The sequence below is a fragment of the Dehalococcoidia bacterium genome (genome assembly GCA_030018455.1).
Lineage (GTDB): Bacteria > Chloroflexota > Dehalococcoidia > DSTF01 > JALHUB01 > JASEFU01.
This window is the reverse complement of record JASEFU010000003.1, coordinates 156360-177833: the sequence shown is the minus strand read 5'-3', so window position 1 is coordinate 177833 and position 21474 is coordinate 156360. Positions and strand designations below refer to the sequence as shown.

At 67.4% G+C, this 21474-nt stretch carries 17 protein-coding genes and 1 tRNA gene; 2 read left to right on the top strand and 16 right to left on the bottom strand.

Annotation, left to right across the window (positions count from 1 at the left end):
- Positions 1-386: 386 nt before the first annotated feature.
- From QME71_06055 to QME71_05980, 16 genes are all read right to left on the bottom strand, one after another.
- Positions 387-1667: a nucleotide sugar dehydrogenase gene (locus tag QME71_06055; GenBank protein ID MDI6857859.1), complete on the bottom strand. Its 1281-nt coding sequence runs from the start codon at positions 1665-1667 to the stop codon at positions 387-389.
- Positions 1664-2671 carry a Gfo/Idh/MocA family oxidoreductase gene (locus QME71_06050; protein MDI6857858.1) on the bottom strand — a complete coding sequence of 336 codons (1008 nt, stop codon included), beginning with the start codon at positions 2669-2671 and terminating at the stop codon, positions 1664-1666. The genes QME71_06055 and QME71_06050 overlap by 4 nt, the downstream gene beginning before the upstream one ends.
- Positions 2668-3777 (bottom strand): DegT/DnrJ/EryC1/StrS family aminotransferase, encoded by a 1110-nt coding sequence (locus QME71_06045; GenBank protein MDI6857857.1) that lies wholly within the window; start codon positions 3775-3777, stop codon positions 2668-2670. The genes QME71_06050 and QME71_06045 overlap by 4 nt, the downstream gene beginning before the upstream one ends.
- Positions 3774-4352: an acyltransferase gene (locus tag QME71_06040; GenBank protein MDI6857856.1), complete on the bottom strand. Its 579-nt coding sequence runs from the start codon at positions 4350-4352 to the stop codon at positions 3774-3776. The genes QME71_06045 and QME71_06040 overlap by 4 nt, the downstream gene beginning before the upstream one ends.
- Positions 4349-5398, bottom strand: a complete 1050-nt coding sequence (wecB, locus tag QME71_06035; GenBank protein ID MDI6857855.1) for a UDP-N-acetylglucosamine 2-epimerase (non-hydrolyzing) — start codon at positions 5396-5398, stop codon at positions 4349-4351. Before wecB ends, QME71_06040 begins: the two co-directional genes overlap by 4 nt.
- A 20-nt stretch (positions 5399-5418) precedes the next feature.
- Positions 5419-7275: a nucleoside-diphosphate sugar epimerase/dehydratase gene (locus tag QME71_06030; protein MDI6857854.1), complete on the bottom strand. Its 1857-nt coding sequence runs from the start codon at positions 7273-7275 to the stop codon at positions 5419-5421.
- 47 nt (positions 7276-7322) lie between these two features.
- Positions 7323-7943 (bottom strand): sugar transferase, encoded by a 621-nt coding sequence (locus QME71_06025; protein ID MDI6857853.1) that lies wholly within the window; start codon positions 7941-7943, stop codon positions 7323-7325.
- The gene (locus QME71_06020; GenBank protein ID MDI6857852.1) at positions 7924-9117 is read right to left on the bottom strand and encodes a DegT/DnrJ/EryC1/StrS aminotransferase family protein; all 1194 of its coding nucleotides are present in this window, start codon (positions 9115-9117) and stop codon (positions 7924-7926) included. The genes QME71_06025 and QME71_06020 overlap by 20 nt, the downstream gene beginning before the upstream one ends.
- Positions 9114-10154 (bottom strand): glycosyltransferase family 2 protein, encoded by a 1041-nt coding sequence (locus QME71_06015; GenBank protein ID MDI6857851.1) that lies wholly within the window; start codon positions 10152-10154, stop codon positions 9114-9116. The genes QME71_06020 and QME71_06015 overlap by 4 nt, the downstream gene beginning before the upstream one ends.
- Before the next feature lie 195 nt (positions 10155-10349).
- Positions 10350-11399 carry a glycosyltransferase gene (locus QME71_06010; protein ID MDI6857850.1) on the bottom strand — a complete coding sequence of 350 codons (1050 nt, stop codon included), beginning with the start codon at positions 11397-11399 and terminating at the stop codon, positions 10350-10352.
- Positions 11377-12849 carry an O-antigen ligase family protein gene (locus QME71_06005; GenBank protein MDI6857849.1) on the bottom strand — a complete coding sequence of 491 codons (1473 nt, stop codon included), beginning with the start codon at positions 12847-12849 and terminating at the stop codon, positions 11377-11379. Before QME71_06005 ends, QME71_06010 begins: the two co-directional genes overlap by 23 nt.
- A gap of 159 nt (positions 12850-13008) precedes the next feature.
- Complete coding sequence (locus QME71_06000; protein ID MDI6857848.1) at positions 13009-14526, bottom strand: hypothetical protein; 1518 nt, start codon at positions 14524-14526, stop codon at positions 13009-13011.
- A 225-nt stretch (positions 14527-14751) separates the two neighbouring features.
- Positions 14752-15924 (bottom strand): glycosyltransferase, encoded by a 1173-nt coding sequence (locus tag QME71_05995; protein ID MDI6857847.1) that lies wholly within the window; start codon positions 15922-15924, stop codon positions 14752-14754.
- The gene (locus QME71_05990; protein MDI6857846.1) at positions 15921-17267 is read right to left on the bottom strand and encodes a polysaccharide biosynthesis C-terminal domain-containing protein; all 1347 of its coding nucleotides are present in this window, start codon (positions 17265-17267) and stop codon (positions 15921-15923) included. The genes QME71_05995 and QME71_05990 overlap by 4 nt, the downstream gene beginning before the upstream one ends.
- 9 nt (positions 17268-17276) lie before the next feature.
- Positions 17277-18527: a glycosyltransferase family 4 protein gene (locus QME71_05985; GenBank protein ID MDI6857845.1), complete on the bottom strand. Its 1251-nt coding sequence runs from the start codon at positions 18525-18527 to the stop codon at positions 17277-17279.
- A 57-nt stretch (positions 18528-18584) separates the two neighbouring features.
- Entirely contained in the window at positions 18585-19934 is a 1350-nt protein-coding gene (locus tag QME71_05980; protein MDI6857844.1) for a hypothetical protein, read from the bottom strand.
- 183 nt (positions 19935-20117) lie between these two features.
- Here QME71_05980 and QME71_05975 point away from each other — a divergent pair.
- Both QME71_05975 and QME71_05970 read left to right on the top strand, forming a co-directional pair.
- Positions 20118-20195 (top strand) — tRNA-Pro (locus QME71_05975).
- A gap of 214 nt (positions 20196-20409) precedes the next feature.
- Positions 20410-21216 carry a tetratricopeptide repeat protein gene (locus tag QME71_05970; protein ID MDI6857843.1) on the top strand — a complete coding sequence of 269 codons (807 nt, stop codon included), beginning with the start codon at positions 20410-20412 and terminating at the stop codon, positions 21214-21216.
- Positions 21217-21474 lie beyond the last annotated feature (258 nt).

Genomic DNA, 21474 nt, shown 5'->3' with positions numbered 1-21474 from the left:
TGCGCATTTGCTATACTCAGCGCCGCGTAGAGCCCCGCACGGTCATGGAGTGACGGGCAAGGCAGCCCGTCGACAGCCGGTGCCGCAAAGCCCCGGCCGGGGAGGTGGTTCGTGGAAATACCCGTTTTGCCAAAATGTCAGAAGTGCAAGATAGGAGACCTCGTTCCCCTATCTGATTTTGGCAGTCAGGGCGCACCCATTCACTACAAAGCATGGGCTTGCACTAACCCCGAATGCGGTTTCAACATCAAGATCCGCAACGGCGACCTCTACATAGACGAGCCCATCACGAGCGGCGCCCTGCACACTCCCCGCTACCGCTGACCGCGCTGGTCCAATGTCATAGGAGGGCAATCATTGGAGGACGCTCCCGGAGGGGCGTCTTTTCACCTGCCGATGCCCAGGTAGCGCAGTCCCGCCGCCTCGATTGGCTCCCTTCGAAGCGCGTTGCGCCCGTCCAGCACTACCGAGCAGCCCCGGAACGATGCCGGATCGAGGCCGCGGTACTGGTCGTGGAGCGCCTGGACAACCACCGCGTCGACCTGCGGCGGCGGGAAGGCGGGCGGCGGCTGGAGGCCGAGCGCGCGCACCTCCGCATCGCTGAAGTAAGGATCGTGGACAAGGACGCGCGCGCCGGCAGCGGAGAGCTCGCGCGCCAGTGCGAACGTGCTTGAGTAGGCGGCTTCCTTGACGTTGGGACGGTAGGAGAGGCCGAGAATAAGGACGGTCTTGCCGGAAAGACCGCCGAGCGCCCGCGAGAGCTTTTCCGCCGCGTAGCCGGCCATGCCGTCGTTCGTCTCCCGCGCCGTCCGCGGCAACGACATGGCGGGCGCGTTCTCGAGCAGAAAGCGCGGGTAGACGGGGATGCAGTGTCCGCCCACGCCGACGCCGGGCTGGTGGATGTGCGAGAACGGTTGTGAGTTGGCGGCCGCTATCGCCTCCGTCACGTCGACGCCGAGGTCGTCGGCTGCGCGCGCCAGCTCGTTGGCGAGGGCGATGTTGACGTCGCGGTAGGTGGTCTCCGCCAGCTTCACGAACTCGGCCGTCTCGCAGGAGGCGACGGGCGTCACCGTGGCGTCGAGGGCCCGCTGATAGAACGTGACGGCCCTTCGTGTGCTCTCCGCATCGATCCCGCCCACGATCTTGGGGTAGCGCCGGAGGTCGGCGAGGACGCGCCCGACGTAGACGCGCTCGGGGCTGTAAGCGAGGGCGAAGTCGCGCCCCGCTTTCAGGCCGCCCGCTTCCAGCAGCGGGCCGAGGCGCCGCCGCGTGGTACCCACGGGAACGGTCGTCTCCAGGACTACGAGGGAACCGCGTCGGAGCCGGGGGGCGATGGCGCGGGCGGCGGCGTCGAGGGCGCTGAAGTCGGGGCGCTGCTCCGCCGTCAGCCCGACGGGGACTATGATTACGATAACGGCGCTCTCCGCCACCGTTGCCGCCGTATCGGTCGTCGCCGAGAAGAGACCCGCGTCGTGGGCCGTCTTCAGCAGTGGCTCCAGCCCGTCCTCGTCTTCGTACGGGCAGGCGCCGGCCGCCACCCGCGCCACGAGCGCCGCGTCGATGTCGCAGCCGGCAACGGGCAGCCCCTTCGACGCGAACTGCGCGGCCAGGGGCAGCCCGATGCGTCCCAGCCCGATGACGGCCGCCGGCGACAGGTCTTCGCTCACGGCGCGGCCTCTCTATTACGGACGCAGTCGATGGGCCGGTGCGCGCGCGCGGACTCGACGAGGCGGTAAGCGATGTCGAGGGCGGCCAGCCCCTCGTCGGGCCCGACGGGCGGCGGGTCGCCTCTCCGTACGGCGCCGGCGAACGCTTCCAGCTCCACCCGCAGCGGCTCGCGTTTCTCCACCGGAACCAGCTCCGCCTCTGCTTCTTCGATGCCCGGCGGCGACGCGCCCTCCGGAAGCTCCGCCCGCCCGGCGAAGAAGCGCAGCTCCTGCTTCAGGTAATCGAGTGTGAACAGCCCTCTCTCTCCCAGGACGGCAAGCTGCCTCACCTTGACGGGCGTCAGCCAGTTGACATCGAGCAGGCCAACGACGCCGTTCTGAAAGCGCAGCAGGCCGCAGAGCATGTCCTCGTGCTCGGTGCTGATGCGTTGCTCCGTTTCCGCATACAGGCGGGCCACATCCGAGTCGAGCAGGAAGCGCATGACATCGATATCGTGGGGCGCGAGGTCGAGGACGACGCCGACGTCGCGTACCCTCTTCGGGAAGGGGCCGGTGCGCCGGGCGTGGACCTGAAAGACGCGCCCGAGTTCGCCCGCCCGCAGGCGCCGCCTCAGCTCCAGCACCGCCGGGTTGAACCGCTCGACGTGGCCGATCATGAGGGGCACGCCCGCCTCGAGCGCGGCGCGCGCGATCTCTCGTCCTTCATCGAGACCGGCCGCTATCGGCTTCTCGATAAGCGTGGCGACGCCCCGCTCGATAGCGGCGAGGGCTACCTCGCGGTGGAGGCGCGTGGGCACGCACACGGAGAGGAGGTCGACGCTCTCCTCGGCGAGCAGGCGGCGGTAGTCCTCGTACCGGCGAGGGCCCGGCACGAGGCGCAATCGCGCGGGATCGATGTCGGCGACGGAGGTAAGCTCCACGCCGTCGATCTCGCGGTAGACGCGGGCGTGGTTCAGGCCCATCGAGCCCAGTCCGATGACAGCGGCGTTGAGCGGCGCTGTCAACTCCCACCTCCGTCAGGCAGGCTTTCGTTCACTGCCTTCACGATCGCCGCCAAATCGTACTCGGTGAGGCCGGGGTGCACCGGCAAGGACAGCACTTCATCGCTCAGGCGCTCCGCTACCGGTAGCTCGTCGCGGTAACCCATCTGAAGGTAGAGCGGCTGGCGGTGCACGGGCAGCGGGTAGTGGACGCTCGTCTGGATGCCGGCATCGAGAAGGCGCGCGGCCAGGGCGTCGCGGGCGGTGGGGCCGCCTTGCGGCGACGGGACGCGGACGGTGTACTGGTGGTAGACGTGGCGGCAGCCCGGCCTTTCCCTGGGGGTAATCACGGAGCGCAGGTTTTCGGTCAGGAAGCGGGCGTTGGCGCGGCGGCGCTCGTTCAACTCGTGGAGCTTGCTTAATTGCACGAGGCCGATAGCGGCCTGAATCTCCGTCATGCGGAAGTTGTAGCCCAGCGTTTCGCTGTGGTAGCGGGCGGTCTCCCCGTGGTCCCGCAGCAGACGGGCGCGACGGGCGATCTCGGGGTCGTCTGTCGTGATCATGCCCCCTTCAGCCGTGGTCATGTTCTTCGTCGCGTAGAAGGAGAAGCAGCCGGCGCCGAAGCTGCCCGTCCTGCGCCTATCGATGGCGGCGCCGTGCGCCTGGGAGGCGTCTTCGATGACGGCGAGGCCGCGCGCGCCTGCGATGCGCATGATCTGCTCCATGTCGGCGGGATGGCCGTACAGGTGCACGGGCAAGATAGCCTTCGTATTGGAAGTGATCTTCGCCTCGATGAGCGCTGGGTCGATGTTGAAGTCGCTTTCGCTGACGTCGACGAAGACAGGGCGGGCGCCGGTGAAGACGATGGCGTTGGCGGTGGCGATGAACGTGAACGGACTCGTGATAACTTCGTCGCCGGCGCCGATGCCGCAAGCGAGGAGGGCGGCCATCAGCGCCGTCGTGCCCGACGAGACGGCCACTGCTTCCCGTACGCCGCACATGGCGGCGAAGGCCTCTTCGAAGCGCTGGACGCGCGGCCCCTGCGCCAGCCGCCCGGAGTCGATGACCTCCAGGACCGCTTGCTTCTCCTCATCTCCGAGAAGCGGTTGAGCGATAGGAATGAGGGTCATCTGCAGCTCGGTGCCGAGAGATCGAAGAAGGCGCCGCAGGCGTCGCAGAGCCAGTGGCCGCAGGCGGCATCGTACCGGAGCGGGCGGCCGCAGCAGCAGACGTAGCCGGTCACGCGTGCGGGACTGCCTTTGACGAGCGCGTGGTCGGGCACGTCGCGGGTGACAAGCGACCCGGCGCCCACCATGGCCCAGCGGCCGATGGTCACGCCGAGGAGGATGACGGAGCCCGCGCCGATGGACGCGCCGTAGCGCACGAGCGTTGGCTCCGGCTCCCAATCGTCGTCGGTGCGCAGGCGGCCGTCGGGCGTGATCGAGCGGGGGTAGCGATCGTTGGTGAAGGCGACGTGCGGTCCGATGAAGGCGCCGTCCTCGACCGTCACGCCCCGGTAGAGGGAGGCGCGGTTCTGGACCTTCACCTTGTTTCCTACCACCACGTCCCTGTCGATGTAGGCACCCTTGCCGATGATGCATTCGGCGCCAACGACAGCCCCCTCGCGGACCTGCGCCTCGTTCCAGATGACCGTCTTCTCGCCGATCTTCGCGTCCGGCGAAACTTCAGCGCTGGGGTGGATCATCCCTTCAGGACCCTCACGATCTTCTCTGCGGCGTGGCCATCGCCGAAGAGCGGCGGCCTGTCGCCGGTCGGCGGCGGGCGCTCAACGGCGGCGGCAATGCGCTCCGCGTCCGCGCCGGCGAGCGTGTTCCAACCGCACGCTACAGTCTCGGGCCACTCCGTTTCGTCCCTCAGGGTAACGCAAGGGACGCCGAGAAGAAAGGCCTCTTTCTGCATGCCGCCGGAGTCGGTGAGGACGCGATGGGCCTCTTTTTCGAGGGCGAGCATGTCGCCGTAGCCGACGGGGTCGATCACGCGGACGTTAGGAGGCGGCGAGAGGCGCGCGGCGGCCATTGCCTTGAGAACGCGCGGGTGCGCGGGGAAGACGGCGGGCAGCGCGAGCGCGCCGAGGGCGTCCAGGATGGCGCGGAGACGGCGCGGATCATCGGTGTTGGCGGCGCGGTGAACGGTCACGAGAACGTACCCGCGGGGGGTAAGCGCCAGGCGTTCGAGCTTGGCCCGCGGGTCCAGCCGCTCCAGTTGCGCGAGAAGGGCGTCGTACATGACGTCGCCGACGAGGTGGACGCCGGCCGTTATCCCTTCGCGGGCCAGATTGTCGACTGCGGTCTGCGTGGGGCAGAAGAGGAGGTCGGCGCAGTGGTCGGCGAGGATGCGGTTGAGCTCTTCGGGCATCGTGCGGTCGCCGCTGCGGAGCCCCGCTTCGACGTGGGCGAGCGGGATGTTGAGCTTGGCGGCGGCGAGAGCGCCGGCGAGGGTCGAATTAGTGTCGCCGTAGACGAGGACGCGCTGCGGCCGCTCCTTCAGCAGCACGCGCTCCAGTCGCTCGAGGATTTGCGCCGTCTGCTTTCCGTGCGTGGCGGAGCCGACGCCGAGATGGTAGTCCGGCGGCGGCAGATCGAGCTCGGAGAAGAAGACATCGGAAAGGAGGGGGTCGTAGTGCTGGCCGGTGTGGACGAGCACCTCCTGGTGGCGGGCGGACAGCACGCGGCTGAGGGCGGCGGCCTTTATGAACTGAGGGCGCGCTCCCACCACCGAGACGATCTTCACGGCGAGGTTCCTGTGCAGCGCTAAGTGGCCGTCGGCGCGGAGAGGTCGAGGCGGGCGAGGGCGTGGAGCTCGGCGGCGACGGCGTCGGGGCCGCGCGCGAGGTGCATCTCCGTCTCGGCGATGCGGCGAAGCAGTTCGTCGGAAGGGCAGACGGCGGGCCCGCGGGCGGCGAACACCTTCGGGTGCGCGGTCGGCTGAAGGGCCTCGCCCTCGCCGACAAGGTCGTCGCGCAGCTTCTCGCCCGGACGCAGCCCCGTGAAGACGATCTCCATGTCGCGCCCCGGCTCGAACCCTTTGGAGCGGATCATGCGCTCCGCGAGGTCCGCAATCTTGACCTCTTCGCCGACGTCGAGCACGAAGACGTTGCCTGTGTCGGCGAGGACGGCGACCTGCAGTATGAGGCTTGCGACCTCGTGGACGGTGAGGAAGTAGCGGGCGACGTCGGGGTGGGTGACGGAGACGGGGCCGCCGCGCTGGATCTGGCGCCAGAACGTGCTCATCACGCCGCCGCGGCTGTCGATGACGTTGGCGAGGCGGACGGCGGCGATCTTCGTCCGCTCGTCGCCGAGGCTGCGGGCAAGGAGCTCGCCGATGCGCTTGGTGGCACCCATGACGCTGGAGGGGTTCATGGCGGCGTGGCTGGAGAGGAAGATCACCTTCTGGGTGCCGACGTGCCTCGCCGCCTGAAAGACGTTAAGCGTGCCAAGTACATTGACGAGGAAGCCCTGGTCGGGGTTCTCTTCCAGCAAAGGCACGTGTTTATAGGCGGCGGAGTGGAAGACGAGGTGGGGCCGCGCCGCCTCGAATGATTGGAAGACCTTGTTCCTGTCGTTGATTCCGCCCATCCAGGGCCTGATCTGGCAGTCCTCCGAGCGCTGGGAAAGCTCGACGCGCAGCTCGTGGAGGCCGCCCTCGTTGGCGTCGAGGAGGTGAAGGCTGGCGGGCTTGAATTCGAGGACGCGCCGCGCAAGCTCGGAGCCGATGGAGCCGGCGGCGCCCGTTATGAGTATGGACTTGCCCTCGATCAGCTCACGGCAGCGCGGCAGGTCGATCCCCACCTCGTCGCGGTCTATGAGGTCGTCGATGGTGACCTCGCGCATCTCGCCCGGCTTGGCCTTGCCGCTTACGATGGCGTCGAGGGGGGGCACGATGCGCACGGGAACGTGTATCGACTCGCAAAGGGTCAGAAGTTCGTGGATGCTGGCCGCCGTCGCCGTGGGGACGGCAAGGGCGACGAGGTCGGCGCTGTGCTTGTCGACAAGCGTGGGGATGTCGTAGCGGTTGCCGAGGACGGGCACGCTGTGGATGCGCACGCCCTTCTTCTTCGGGTCGTCGTCGATGAAGCAAAGCGGCCGGTAGTTCCAGTGCGGATTGTGCAGCAGCTCGCGGGCGAGGAGCTGGCCGGTGCTCCCCGCTCCGACGATGATGACGCCGCGCCCGGCGCGGGAGCCGAAGCGCAGGGGGGCCGCCGTGCCTGAGATAAGACGCGGAGAAAGCTTCACAAGACCCATGAAAAGGAGGATGAGTGCGCCGCTTATCAGGTTGACGCTGAGAGGGATGGGCCGGTGCTCCAGCATGGCGTTTATGCCGAATGCCAGCAGGGTGACCAGGCTGACGGCCAGCCCCAGATAGAAGGCGTCGGTGAGGCCTCCGTACTGCCAGGCGGTGCGGTAGACGCCGAACACCAGGTTGCTGAAGAGATACGCGACACCGATGAGGGGGACGGCCCAGAAGAACCAGTTCCACGACTCTTCGGGGACGTTGCCGTCGAAGCGGAGGGCCAAACCGGCGGCGTAGGCGGCCATCACGATGAGAAAGTCGATCGCCAGGAAGGGCAGCGCCCGCACGAACAGTCTGATCTGGCTCAGGTCTCGCATCCTTGTCTAGCCGCCTCCTCCCTTAAGGGCTTTGCGCGGGGCCTCTCTCAACGGGCTCCTTCCTTGCGCAAGACGACCGCCACCGTCTTCATTAGAATGGCGAGATCGCGAGAAAAGGGGTGATTGTCCACGTAGTCCAGATCGTAAGCCATCATCTGAGAGTACGTCAAATCGGAGCGGCCGTTGACCTGGGCGAGGCCGGTGATTCCCGGCTTGACGTCGTGGCGGCGGTGGAACTCCGGACGGTACTGCTCGACGAGATAAGGCTCGTCCGGGCGGGGGCCGATGAGGCGCATGTCGCCCTTGATGACGTTGAGGAGCTGCGGGAGTTCATCGAGGCTGGCGCGCCGCATGATGCGCCCCAACCGCGTGACCCGCTTGTCGGGCCAGATGGAGTGAAAGACGAAGGTCGAGAAGTCGTTCACTCGCTGCGGCGGGTGCGGTTGCTCGTGGGCGTTCGCGGTCATGGTGCGGAACTTGTACATGGTGAACGGCCGCCCGCGTAAACCGATCCGTTTCTGGGCGAAGAGGGCAGGGCCCGGCGAATCGAGCTTCACCAGCAGGCCGAGAAGAAGCACGAGCGGACTCAGGACGACGAAGCCCAGCGTAGCAGCCACCCGGTCGAAGAGCTCTGCCGGCAATAAAGGTTTAGCGTCGGTGGTTGACAATGATCTCCTCCAAAGCGGTTGCCACGCGTTCAACATCGTCATCGCTCATGCGGGTGAACAGGGGTAGCGAGAGGAGCCCGGAGAACACCTGGTCGGTGTTGGGGAAGTCGCCGGGCTTCCAGCCGAACGCCTGCTGATAGTAAGGATGATGATGGATGGGTATGAAGTGGACGGACGTGCCGATCCCGCGCGCCTTGAGTTCTTCAATGAGCTCGTCGCGCCCGATGGTCAGGCCGTCGTTCTTGAGCACGATGGGGTAGAGGTGCCAGGCGTGCCGCACCTCGGGCCGCGCTGCGGGCAGAATCAACTCGGGCAAGCGCGACAGACGTTCCTCGTAAAGGGCGACAATCTGGCGCCGTCTCCCGAGGAAGCCCTCCAGCCGCTCCAACTGGTGGAGGCCGAGCGCGGCCTGGACATCCGTCATGTTGCACTTGAAGCCGGGCGCGAGCACCTCGTAGTACCAGGAGCCACGGGCGTCGTAGCGCTTCCAGGCGTCGTGGCTCATGCCGTGCAGCCGCAGCAGCCGGAGCTTGTCGGCGAGGGCGTCGTCGTTAGTGGTGATCATCCCGCCTTCGCCTGTCGTCAGGTTTTTGATGACGTAGAAGCTGAACGACGTCGTGTCGCCGATGGTGCCGATGGGGCGCCCGCGGTAGTTGGCGCCGACGGCGTGGGCGGCGTCCTCGATGAGCAGCAGCTTATGGCGCCGCGCGATGTCGAGCAGGGCATCCATCTTGCAGGGCTGGCCGCCGTAGTGAACAGGCATGATCGCCTTTGTGCGCGGGGTGATGCGCCGCTCGACCTGCTCGGGGTCGATGTCGTAGTCGTCGAGGGAGATGTCGGCGAGGACGGGAGTGGCGCGTTGATGGATGATGACGTTGACGGTGGCGCAGAACGTGAGGGGAGTCGTGATCACCTCATCGCCCTCGCCGATGCCGGCCGCTGCCAGCGAGAGGTGCATGGCGGCCGTGCAGGAGCTGACTGCGATGGCGTGCTTGCTGCCGACGTAGCGTTTGAACTGCTCCTCGAACTGCTGCGTCTTCGGGCCGGTGGTCAGCCAGCCGGAGCGTATGGTGTCGACGACCTCATTGATCTCGGCGTCGGTGATATCGGGCCGGCAGAAGGGCAAGGGTGCGGCCTGTTCGGTCGTCGCGCCCGTGTTTTCAGATTGTGTCATCCCACTTCCTCCCCAAAGTCTGGTCGCGTGCTGGTCTTATTCGAGGCCGTGCGCGCAAGGCTCCACAGAAAGCCGATGCCGTAGGCGACGTGCAAACAGGCGAACGCCGCCGGCAGTAGCGGCAGGTAGCGCCACCCGCGGCGGGAGGCGATCCGCACGGAGAACGCGAGCGAGGCGGCGAGATACGACAGGGCCACGACGGCCAGCGCTCTCCTCGACGCCCCGCACACGAGTGAGAGGGCGCTGAGCGCGGCGAGCGTGCCGACGAAGATGGCAGGCACAAACTGCCGCAGCCGCGCGCGACGGGGGTGCCGCCGCAGCACCTCCACCTTCGCCCTGCCGTAGCCCAGGTACTGACGGAAGAGGGCGGCGAATGACGAGCGTGTGAAGTAAGTCGACCTTATGCGCGGGGTCAGCAGCAGTTTCTTGCCGGCGTCGCCGAGGCGGTAGTTGAACTCGTCGTCCTCGCCGTACTCGATGTCCTCCGCGAAGGGGCCCACTTCATCGAACAGCTTTCGATGGTAGGCGGGGAAAGCGACGGTATCGGTGTAGAGGGTCTCCCGGCTATAGCGGAAGTGGGCGTTGCCGACGCCAAAGGGCGACGACATGGCGAGCGCTATCGCCTCGCCGACAAGCCCCTCGCCCACGCTCTCGATGGGGCCGCCCACGCCGTCGGCGTCCGTCTCACGCAGGGCGGCGACGCTCTCCGTCAGGAAGTCGGGCGCCACGGCCGTATGGGCGTCGACGCGGACGATGACGTCGCCGCGGGCCTCGCGCAGCCCGAGATTGAGGCCGCGGGCGGTCGAGCGACCGGGGTTATCGATGAGGCGGAGCGGCAGGCTCTCGCTCTGCGCCACGTTCTGCGCGAGTTCGCGCGAGCGGTCGGTGGAGGCGCCGTCCATCACCAGCACCTCGAAGCGGTCGCGGGGATAGTCCTGGCGCGCGAGGCTGCGCAGGCACGGTCCGATGTAGCGCTCCTCGTTGCGCATCGGAATGAGAACGGATACGAAGGGCAGGCCATCCGTGGCTTTGGCCATTTCTGTCGCGATCTTGTGACGATTGTGAAACAGCGGGTGAATGAGCCGGCTTGTTTGGCGAATGCCTTAAGAAAATAGCACGGCTTGGCGAGCGCCGCAACCTATGGCGGTGTGCTTGCGGACGCAGGAGTAGCGGTCGAGCATCTGCGCTGCGCGTCAAGGCCCCCGAAGCGTCCGTCGAATCAAGAGACGTGACTATTGCAGCAGCTCGCGGTAGAGCGCCTCCATCTGAGCGGCGTTCTCCCGCCACGAGTAGCGGTGTGCGACGAACCGCCTCCCCGCGCTCCCCATCGCGCGCCGCTTCTCCGCGTCGTCGAGGAGCGACAGCAGGGCGTCGGCCAGCGCCCGAACGTCCCTGGGGGGCACGAGGATGCCCGTCACGCCGTCTTCCACCACGTCGGGGATGCCGTACACGTTCGAGGCCACTACCGGCACCTCCATCGCCTGCGCCTCCAGGGCGGCGACGCCGAACCCCTCGTAGGTGGAGGGCATGACGAAGACGTTGAGGCGGGCGAGGATGTCGGGGACGCGCTCGTGCGGCGCTTCGCCCGCGAACTCGACGTCCAGCCGCAGCCGCGCCGCCAGCCGCTGGAGACGCCGCCGCTCCGGGCCGTCGCCGGCGAGCAGCACCCGCACATCGGGGCGCACGCGCGCGACCTCCGCCGCTGCCCGCAGGAGGTAGGGCAGCCCCTTCTCGGGCGAGAGGCGTCCCACGCTGCCGATGGTGAGGGCGGCGCCGTCCGGCTTCGGCTGCGGGCGGAACGCATCGAGGTCGACCCCGTACGGCACGACGGTGACCGGCTTGCCTTCGGGAACGTAGCGCACGGTGGCCTCGGCGAGGCGGACGCCGGTCGCGGTGATGCGGTCGGCGTGCCGGAGGGCGTAGCGCGTGATAAACCCGTGAAACGGGCTCAGACGCGGCGCCTGGAGGATGTCGGTGCCCCAGACGGAGGCGATGAACGGGTGGACGCCGGCGTACGCGCCCAGGAAACCGTAGCTCGTCAGGTGAAGGGCGTGCAGCAGGTCGGGCTCGATGCTGCGGACGAGGCGCCGGACCCGCCGCGCGTGGATGAGATAGCGCAGCTTGCGCGCGCGCTCCCAGCCGTCGACGTAGTGGACGCGGCTGCCCTCGATCTCGGCCGGGCGGAAGGAGACGACGTGCGCCTCCCAGCCGAGGGCGGCGAAGTGGCGCACCCAGCGCACGGTATGGACGTAGGGGGCGTCAGCGAGATAGCAGACCCGCACGCGAGGTCGACTCCTCCTCTCTGGCGATCCGTTGCAGCGCCACGCCGAGTCCGAACGCGAGCCAGAGGTAGGGGTCGTCGAAGAGGCGTCCCTCCGTCTGGCTGGACAACAGTATTACGAGCGACATCCCCCACAGGCCGAGCACGAGCGCTTTCGTCTCGCTGGCGCCGTTCGCCCAGAGACGACCTCCTATCCGCGCCCAGCGGAAGAGGAGAAACAGCGCGGCGACGGCGCCCAGGACGCCGAGCTCAGAGATGACGGTCACGGCGGAGGTGTGGGAAAGGGTCACGTTCGCCTTTATCTTCGGGTCTTTGTAGTAGTAGTAGTCGTTCACGAACGAGTCCTGGTAGCCGCCTGCGCCGACGCCCCAGACGGGGTGATCGCGGAACATGTGCAGCCCCGCTTCGATGAGGTACGGGCGCGCCCCCGACGCCTCGGCGCCGAAGCGGAAGGTCTCGATGCGGTCGCGGAAGTAGGGGCTGACGGCAAGCCCGAGGGCGACGGCGGCGACAAGCGCCAGGCCGCCCGCCGCCAGCAGGCGGAGTCGCAGCCGGCCGGAGAGCGGCAGTAAGAGAACGAGCAGAGGCAGCAGCGGCGCGGCGATGAGCCAGGCGCTGCGCGAGCCGGTGAACACGAGGGTGAGGGCGCAGAACGCGAGGGCGGCGGCCAGCAGCGGACGCCACCAGCGCTCGACGAAGAAGAACAGGGCGATGCCCAGCACGAGAGCAAGGAGCAGGAGGCGCGCAAAGTGGTTGGGGTCGGCGAAGGTGGCGTTGATCCGGCGCTCGCCGTAGAGGCCGAGCCCCTCGTTCCAGAAGAAGACGCCCGTCGCCTGCTGGTAGACGCCGGCGACGGCGAGCAGGGCCGCTGATGCGATGAGCGCGAAGAGGCACCAGCGCAGCGTCTGCCGGTCGCGGACGAAGACGGGGATGAGGGCAGCGAAGGCGATGAGGAAGGCGAGGCGCAGCGTCTCGGAACGGGCGGCCTCGACGTCGCGCGCCCAGAGGACGGAGAGCGCATAGAGAGCCAGAAGCGTGAGGGAGGGCAACGTCAGGGCGGAGCCGGCGAAAGCGAGAGAGCGCGGCAGGCGCGGGTTGAGGGCCCAGACAGCGCCCGCGGTGACAATGGCGAGACGACCGACGTCGACGATGGACGTAGGGGGAAGGCCGCCGCCGAGCTCCTGTCGCGTCGACAGGAAGGGGAAGAAAAGCTTCGATATCTCGAGCGGCAGTAGGAGGACGATGACAGGGACGGCGAGCTGCGGCCGTCGGAATACGGCGGCGGCAAGGACGAGCCATCCCGCGGAAAGGGCAAGCAGGGCAGGGTAGCGAGCGCCGACGACGACGGCGGCGGCAACGCCGCCCACAAGCACCACGATGGCGAGAGCGGGCGTCGCGGCGTGCCGGGGCCGCGCGCGGGCTGCGGGCTGTCGGGCTTCGGCTACTGCCATCGATACGTTCCTTCGCTCGTGCTATCGAGGGCGGGCGTCGCTAGACGAGAGCGCTCTTAGTCTACTTATCGAGCCAATGCGGCGCTAGAGGGCGTCGCATCAGGCGGACGAAGCGGATGGCGTGGGCTTGGGTCCGGTCGGCGTCGTTGGGCGAGCAGATCAGGATGCGGGGACGGCGTTGTACATGATGTCGGGGTCGCCCGGGAAGCTTCCGGCAACGACATCGACGATGACGACTATGGGTCTGTCCGACTCGATTACCGCCGAGCCGATGAAGCTCGCCGGCAGGGCGTTGTCCCAGGGCTGGATGATGGTCGCGCTGCGGTGCATGGGCAGGCCGTAGGATGTCTGGCCGTTGGGCAGGCCGCCGCCGAAGTAACGAACCGTTATGTTGGCCGCGCCCCCATCGGCGGTGATTATCCGAACCCATGAGTGCCAGCCGGTGCGGTTAAAGACGCCGAGCGCGTTCTTGTCGACGAGGGGCAGGTAGTACTTCCGGACCGCCTGGTCGGTGCGGATCGCGCGGAAGTTGACGTAGGACTCGCTGCGGTTGGAGCTGCGCGAGATGATTACGCCGATGGGCTTGTTGGACTTGATGCGGCCGGTGCCATCGTAGAAGTTGCGGGGCAGGGTGTCGCCGGGCATGAGGCAGTTGAACCAGTCGCTGTTCTGGAAGCACATGCGCGATGCCCGCACCGTGAACGTGCTGTGCTTGGTGATGAACTGGGGCGGGTTCTGGCTGCCGTCCCAGCCGGAGATATCGAGGGTTATCGTCGCCGGCTGCGAGGGGTCGCTGTTCATGATCTCGAAGTCTGTGCTCCACTCGCCGTTTGCCTCCCGTTCGAGCAGGGGGAGCACGAGGTCGGTGCCCATCTCGTCAAAGGTGAGGCCGCGGTAGGACGCGAAGTGCCGCGTGTTCGTGTTCCAGATGTCGGCGGTGGCGGCGACGAGCTGTCGCGCAGGGGCGACGCCCCTATCGTTCTTGTGAAGTTCGATCCTGACCGATCCCGTGAAGCCGGGGCCGACCCCCATCGTGAACCACGACCGGAATATCGAGCCGCCGGGCGGTATCGGCATGCCGCCGTTGGGGCAGCCGGGAAGCCGGGCGGCGCCGCTGTCCGATGGCCTGTAAGGGTCCCAGTGGACCTCAGAGTCGGTGACGTTGCTCGTGTAGATGAGGGTGGCGCAGGCGGTTGTCTCGCCGCTGTTGAGGACGGTAAACCTGGCGTTCCAGTCCTGCAGCATGCCGTCGCGATTGGTGACCAGCGGGAGGTAGAGCTTGCCGCTGCCCGCATTCAGTGCGATCGTCTCGCCCGCTGCCTGGTACCAGCCGCCGCCGCGGTCCGAGTCCTTCGCCATGAGCACGGCCATCGGCTGGTCGCTGATGAGGACAGCGGAGCCGAGGAAGCCTTTGGGCACGTTCGGACTTGCCGCCTGACTGAAGGTCCAGCCTTCTCCCGGCGCGAGGGGCCAGCTCGTCTCGGACGTGATGACGCTCCCGTTTTCGTTGACGTACTGCACTTCGACCGTGGCCGCCTGCGAGCCCATGTTCTGGACTCTTATCCAGGAGTTCTCGGTGCCCACGTTGTAGCAGGCGGCGGCAAGGGCGGCAAGGGCAACCAGCGGGAGCAGCGCCAAGCCGGCGCGGCTGATGCGATAACGGTTGAGGGGCTTCATGGCTCGATCTCTTCCGGCTCTTGAGCAGACGGCTGAAAATGAAGCACTGCGGCCGCCGGGAGACGCTTCTGCAGCGGTCGCAGTGCCGGTCTTCGGTCTGAATGAAAGGCGCATCCCACACCCCCTACCCCGCTAGGCGGCATGATAACCAGTGCCCCGTCGTTGGTCAAGGCTTTCCGAGACGAAGATCGGCGAAGACGCGTTTCGGCGGGAACGTCGCTACCCTCAGCGAACATCCGCCAGATCGTAGTACAGTTCTTCCATGCGCAGCGATTCGTTTTCCCACAGGCCGCGTTCCTCGATGCGGCGGCGGTTGAGCGCGACCGCCTGTCGCCGCAACTCTTCGTCCTCCAGCGCCCGCACAATACCCTCCGCCAGCGCGTCGACGTTGCCCACCGGCACGAGGAGCCCGTTCGCGCCGTCTTCTATCCACTCGTGTTGCGTCGGCAGATCGGAGAGGACGGGGAAACACCCGACCGCCATCGCCGAGAGCGTGCTGACGGACGTGGCGTCGGATGCGGGCACGGAGACGTAGACGTGGGCCGAGGCGAGGGCGTCGCGGAAGGCGGCGCGGTCGAGGAAGCCGAGGAAAGTGACGGCATCGCTGATCTCGAGCTGCCCCGCCAGGCGTTCGAGCGTCGGTTGCAGCCGGCCTGACCCCGCGACGAGGAGCCGCGCGTCCGGGAGACGGCGGCGGACGACGGCCATTGCTTTGAGAACGAGATCGACCCTGTAAAGCGGCGAATCGAGGGAGCGAGTGCTGATGACCGTCGGCGGGTAGCCGGAGGCAACGGAGCGGGCGTTGACGCCGTCGTCCGCTTCCAGGAAGAAGCGCTCCGTCCCGAAGACCACCGTCTGCGCCTTCCCCGCGGGCACGCCCAGGTCGCGTATGCGGCCCGTCATGTACTCGTTGTTCGAGGTAACGAGATCGGCGCGGCGCAGGGCATAGCGGGCGACCCGCCGGGCGTACCGCGATCTCTCGGCGGCGACAAGGATGTCCGAGCCCCACGCGGTGACCACCAGGGGGTGATAGCCGGTCGTGGCGGCGAAGAAGCCGTACTCGACAGCGTAGTGGGCGTGGAGGACGTGCGGCTGTATGCGGCGGATGGCGTCGGCGAGGCCGCGTCGCCGGTAGCGGAGGGCGTTTAGCAGGCGCAGCGGCGTTGGCGGGAGCCGGCCGGCCAGGCTGCTGCCGGTACGCTTCGCGTCGCCGGTCGGGGTCGCGGCGCCCAGACCGGTCAGCGCGTGGACGGTAACGCCTTCGATGGGCGATGAAAGCGGGTAGTAAGAGACGGCGTGCACCTCGTGGCCCCGCTCGACGAACGGCAGCATCCAGCGGCGCGTGTGGACGCTTTCGAGGTCGCCGAGGACGCAGATACGAAGGGGCGGGCGCGTCAAGGCGGGCCCTCCGCATCGCCAGCGGGCTGGGGAAGCGGGAGATATCGCGAGCCCAGCGTGCGCGCCGCGTCGACGTACATCCTGACGTCGCTGGGCCGCACGAACAGCGCCTCGGCGATGGGCCGTCCCGAGAGGCGCCGGTAGACGGCGAGGCTGAGCGCGAGCGAGCTGCCGTAGGCGACGGACGATGCGGCGGCGGCTCCCGGCACGCCGAAGAACGGTATGAGCGCGAAGTCGAAGGCGAGGGTAACGGCAAGGCTGGCGATAGTGATGTATGTGTTTATGAGCGGCCGCCCCTGACTGAATATGTAGCTGGAGAGTATCTTGGTGCCGCTGAGCGCCACCGTCCCCGGCAGCAGCCACCAAACAGCCGTCACCGAAGGTGAGAAGTCTTCCCCGAAGAAGAGCGGCAGCAGCAGCGGCGAAAGGACGCCCAGCCCGGCGGCGGCGACGAGGCTCAGGAGCAGCGTGTTGCGGCAGACGACGGGCGTGAACTGCGCCGCCTCGTCGCTGTGGGCGCTCGTGAGCCGCGGCAGCAGCACGACGGCGACGGCGTTGGCGATGAACCAGATGCTCTCGGTAACGCCCACGCCGACGCCGTAGATCCCCACTCCCGACCAGCCGGCAAACGGCAGGACGACGTACTTGTCGAACCGGTAGTTGAGCAACTGGAGCACGTTCCCCATCTGCCCCTGCACGCCGAAGCGGATCTGCGCCCGCAGAACGCGCCAGTCCGGCCGGAACACGGTGCCGAGATGCAGGTTGCGCGCGCCGACCAGCAGCAGGCCGAGGACGACAGCGGCGAGAACAGACAGCGACCAGAAGACAAGGACGTTCGTCGTGTCGAGGCTGCCCACAGCAAGCCCCGTCGCCAGCAAGGCGAGCATGATGACGGGACGCAGCAGGAGCAGCGAGTTCATCGCCAAGAAGCGGCTTTGGGCCTGGAGGAAGGTGGTCAGCAAATTGAGGTTGAGGAACAGGGGCACGCCGAATACGAACACCCAGTAGGGGAGATCCTCTTCGATGAGACGGGGCCCGAACGTGCCGGCCGCGAGGAGAACGAGGAGCCCGCTGAGAGCGGCGGACGCCAGCACCACAAACTGGCTGTTCGACAGCAGGTCGGAGAGCGGATAGGTTCCCTTATTGATGTAGTAGAGGCTGGCGACGCCGACGCCGAGCGACATGACCGCCTGGGCGATGGAGATGGTGAGGAGGGCGATCTCGTAGACGCCGCGGCCGTCGGTGCCGAGCCCGCGCGCGACGAGGACGCTGACGGCGAACGCCAGCAGGTAGTTGGCGATGTATGTCAGGAAGACGAGGTTGATGTCACGAAAGAAGCGCATGTTGCCAGCCTACGTCTTCCGCACCAGCCGCTCCACCTCGTCGAGTTCGGCGGCGAGGCGCGCTTCCCACGTCCAGAAGTTCTTCTCGGCGAAGGCGCGGGCTCCCGCGGCGACCGCCTGCCGCAGGGCAGCGTCGTTCGCCAGCAAGAGCAGCGCCGCCGCCACGCGCTCCGCCTCGCCCGAGTCGAGCAGCAGCCCCGTCTCGCCGGTACGGATCAAGCGCTCGGTCGTCCCCCTGTCGAGAGTGACGATCGGCTTGCCGCAGGCCATCGCTTCCAGCAAAGGGTTTCCCACGTTCGAGAGGTCATTCAGCGAGAGGAAGACGTCGGCGGCCCAGAGATAGCGGACGACCTGCTCTTGCGGTACCGCGCCTTCGAAGCGGACGGCGCCCGCGACGCCCAGGTCGCGCGCCAGCTTTTCGAGGCGCGGCCTCTCCTCGCCGTCGCCGAGGACGAAGAGCACCGTCTCCGGCCGTTCGCGAAGGACGAGGGGCAGCGCCCGTATCGCGCGGTCGACCCGCTTCCAGGGTAGGAGGACGCAGGCCGTCATGAGGACAAAGCGGTCGCTTTCGATGCCCAGCGATTCGCGGGCGGCGGCGGCCTGGTGCGGCGTGGCAGGGACGAGACGCCCCATATCGAGGCCGTTCCGCCAGAAGCGCACGCGGTCCTCCGAGCGCGGATTGAGGCGCGCGAGCACCTCGTCGCCGCGGGTGCCGTCGTCGGTCATGATGTAGAGGTCGGCGGGGGTGCGCAGCGCCAGCACCTCCTCGTAGCGGCGCAGGCGCAGGAGGGGATTGGCGAGCGCGGGGCCCATCACCGTGCCCTGGAAGCGGCAGACCGTCGGCAGGGGCCATCGCCGCCGCAACCGGCGGACGGTGAGCGCGCCGTGCACCTCGTAGGCGTACAGGAGGTCGATGCTCTCACGCTCGAGAATCGTCTTCGCGCGGCGGGCGGCGATCAGCGGGAAGGCGACGGCGAATCGCAGCTTCTGGTCGGCCTTGAGGACGGCGCCGGGCCAGGGCAGCGGCAGGCAGCGCAGGCTGGGGACGGAAAAACGGGTGAAGGCGACGTTCGGCAGCGGCGGGGGTTCCGGAGGCGGGCCGCCCCCGGGGCCGAAGTGGTTGGCGCCGATGAGGGGCGCGAGGTAATGGACGCTGTGGCCGCGTTCGCCGTAGGCCTTGAGCGTGCGATAGAGGCTGGGAGCGCCTTTGCCGTCGGCGAGCGACCACACGTCGAGGGCGGAGATCATGAGTACGTTCATAACGGCGATGGGGCGGCTGGGCAAACGGAGCGGTCTCGCCCCAGTGCAGATTCTACTTCATTCGCGGGGGCGATGGCGAAGGGTCTTTCGCGGCAGGAGGGTGCCCAGTATGCCGACGAGGAGGAGCACGGCGAGCGCGGACGCGCCGAACTGGAGGTAGGCGTTCCCGCCCGGGCGACGGCGCCGTCGCGGGCGGAAGCGGGCGCGCAGAAGGGGCGCCTTGTCCTCTACCGGCCTCTGGGGCATGTGGGTGGGGATGGCGCTCTCGCGCCGCGCCGACGGCCCCTTCCTGCCACGGCTTTGAAGTTGCCCCAAGCCGACGGCACCCAGCATCCCGGCGACGAGGGCGAAGGCGCCGGCAGCGGCGAAGCGCGATGCGTAAGAGAGAACGCCCGTCTCTTCAAGGTGCGGCGCCTTAACCGTGAAGACGCCTACCTGCATTAGATCGCCGACGACCTCGTAGGACTGGGCGAGACGGGAAGCGACCTCGTAGTTCTCCTCCGCTGCCGCCAGTTCGGTGAGCGCCTGCTGCGCCCGCGTCCCCGACTCGTCGATTGCTGTCGCGAGTTGCTGCACCTCCTGCCTCAGCGCAAGAACCGTGGCGTCGAGGGAGCGGGCGCGCAGCTCCAGGGCGGCGATCGCCTGGGGGACAGTGAGATCGGGGCTCGCGGCCGCTTCCGGCGGCAGCACCCCCGCTAGCAGCAGTCGCAACTGGTCGGCGGATAGCGAGGACGGGTCGACGGCGCCCAGGGTCGCGATGAGGTTGGCGATCTCGGTCCGCTCCGCCTCTTTTTCGGCAAGAACCGTTGCCTTCGCCTCATAGGCCACCTGCGAAGGGTCCGCGGCGTCGGCGCCGCCGCCGGTCACGAGTCCCAGTTCGGCGACTCGCTCGCGCTTCCGTTCCACCTCCGCCTGCGCGCGCTCGAGCTGGCGCTGGTAGGAGGCGGACGCCTCTCGCTGCAAGTCGGGCGCGCGTTCGGGCGCGAGCGCGACGAAGACCTCGCTCCAGGCGCGGGCGACGGCGAGAGAGACGTCGTCGCTGTCGAACGAAGCGGTGAAGTCGATCGCGTTCTCGTTGTGACGGGCGCGTGCGGAGAGGCCGTTCCAAAGCGCGTTGGCAGACAGGCCGACGCCCTGCTCGCGCAGCGCCTCGCTCGTCCTGCTAAGCGCCTCGTCGGAAAGCGCCAGTCGCGCGAAATCGTCCATCGTCGGCAGGGTGTCGGGGCCGAAGAGGGGTGGCAGGCTGGAGAGGACGAGAGAGTGCCGGAAGGAGGCGTCCTTGCTTCTGGGCGCGAAGAAGAACGATGCGGCTGCGGCGGCCAGCGCGAGGGCGAGAACGAGCAAAAGAAGCCAGAGGTAGCGTCGCAGAGAGGAGAGGTCTCGCCGGAGCTCGTCGGAGAAGTTCACGTGGCCTTCTCTACAGTTCCCTTATAAAGAACGCCTCAGTGGTCGACGCAAGTGTAAGGCGGCGGCGGAGCGGCGTCAATATTGCAGGCGGGCGTTTGTTGCCGGGATGACGCGCCTCGACAGCGAAGGGTGGGTTTGCTATGATCGGATGCGGCGGTCGGGATGTGGCTTTTTCTTTCAAAGCGGGGTGTAGCTCAGTCAGGCTAGAGCGCACGGTTCGGGACCGTGAGGTCGGCAGTTCAAATCTGCCCACCCCGACCAGCCCTCTTCGCGCAACTTTCCAATAATTCAGCATTTTCCCGCTTGACTTCAGGAGCGTTTTTCGGTATTTCTCCACTGCTGCAACAGGACGAGAAAGAAGCGGTCGGTGAAATTGCGTTTTTCCCATGCCCGAGCTCTCAAGGAAAAGGAAAAACCGCCGAGCTAATAAGGGGATGGACGCGGCATGAACTTCCAGGCTGGAGAGAGAACCCGGTTGAAGAGACAGCGCATGGAGCAGGCGATCCAGCTTGCTCTCCAGAACCGTTGGGATGAGGCGGCGGCCTTGAATCGGTCGATCATAAGCCTTTTCCCCTCCGACGTCGACGCGTACAACCGGTTGGGCAAGGCGCTCATGGAGATGGGGGAACATGAGGAGGCGCGAGGCGCCTATATGAAGGCGCTGACGCTGGACCCCGGGAACGTCATCGCCCGCAAGAACCTGGCGCGGCTGGACGCCATTAAGGCGCGCCGGGGACGCTGCGAAGCGGCGCGGAACCTTAACCCGTCGCTGTTTATCGCCGAAAGCGGCAAGACGGGCATCGTCATGCTGAACGACGTCGCGGCTGAGCGACGGGCGCACCTGACGGCAGGCGACTCGGTGAACCTGAAGCCGCACGGCAGCACTATCCTGGTGGAGACGCTCGACGGCGAGCCGCTGGGCGAGATCGAGCCCCGCCTGGGGCTGCGCCTGTCGCGGCTGATGGAGGCCGGCAACCGCTACGTGGCGGCGGTGGCCGGGCTCTCGGACGGCGAGGTGCGCGTAATCATCCGCGAGATCTACCAGCACCCCAGCCAACAGGGGAAACCGTCGTTTCCCGCGCTCACGGGGGATACGTTCCGACCCTATGTAAAGGAGAGGCTGCTCCGGCATGACGTAGAGGAGGAAGAGATCCTGGAGGAGCTGGAAGAGGCGGAGGAGTGGGACCAGGAGACGGTGGCCACGGAAGGGGATATGACCCTCCAGGACTACCAGGAGACGGCCGCGGGCGAAGGAGACGAGGAGGAGGAGTTCGAGGAGTAGGCGTCCTTTCCTTGCAGATTGCAGATGGCAGGCATCGCGCCTGCCTTTTCTTGTCTCAAGGCCGCGGCGTTATCACAGCGCCGGCGAAGTCCTGAGGGGGATGCCCCTTCAGGCAGGGGTTTCAGGGGATGTGCCCTGAAATGGAATACGGTTGTGGGCGGGCGGGTGGGAAGATGAGCGTTTATGTTTCCGGCCGCGGAAGCGGCGGCCCTGGGCGAACACGGTGCGGAGCCGGCGAAGCGGCACGAAGGGCCGAGC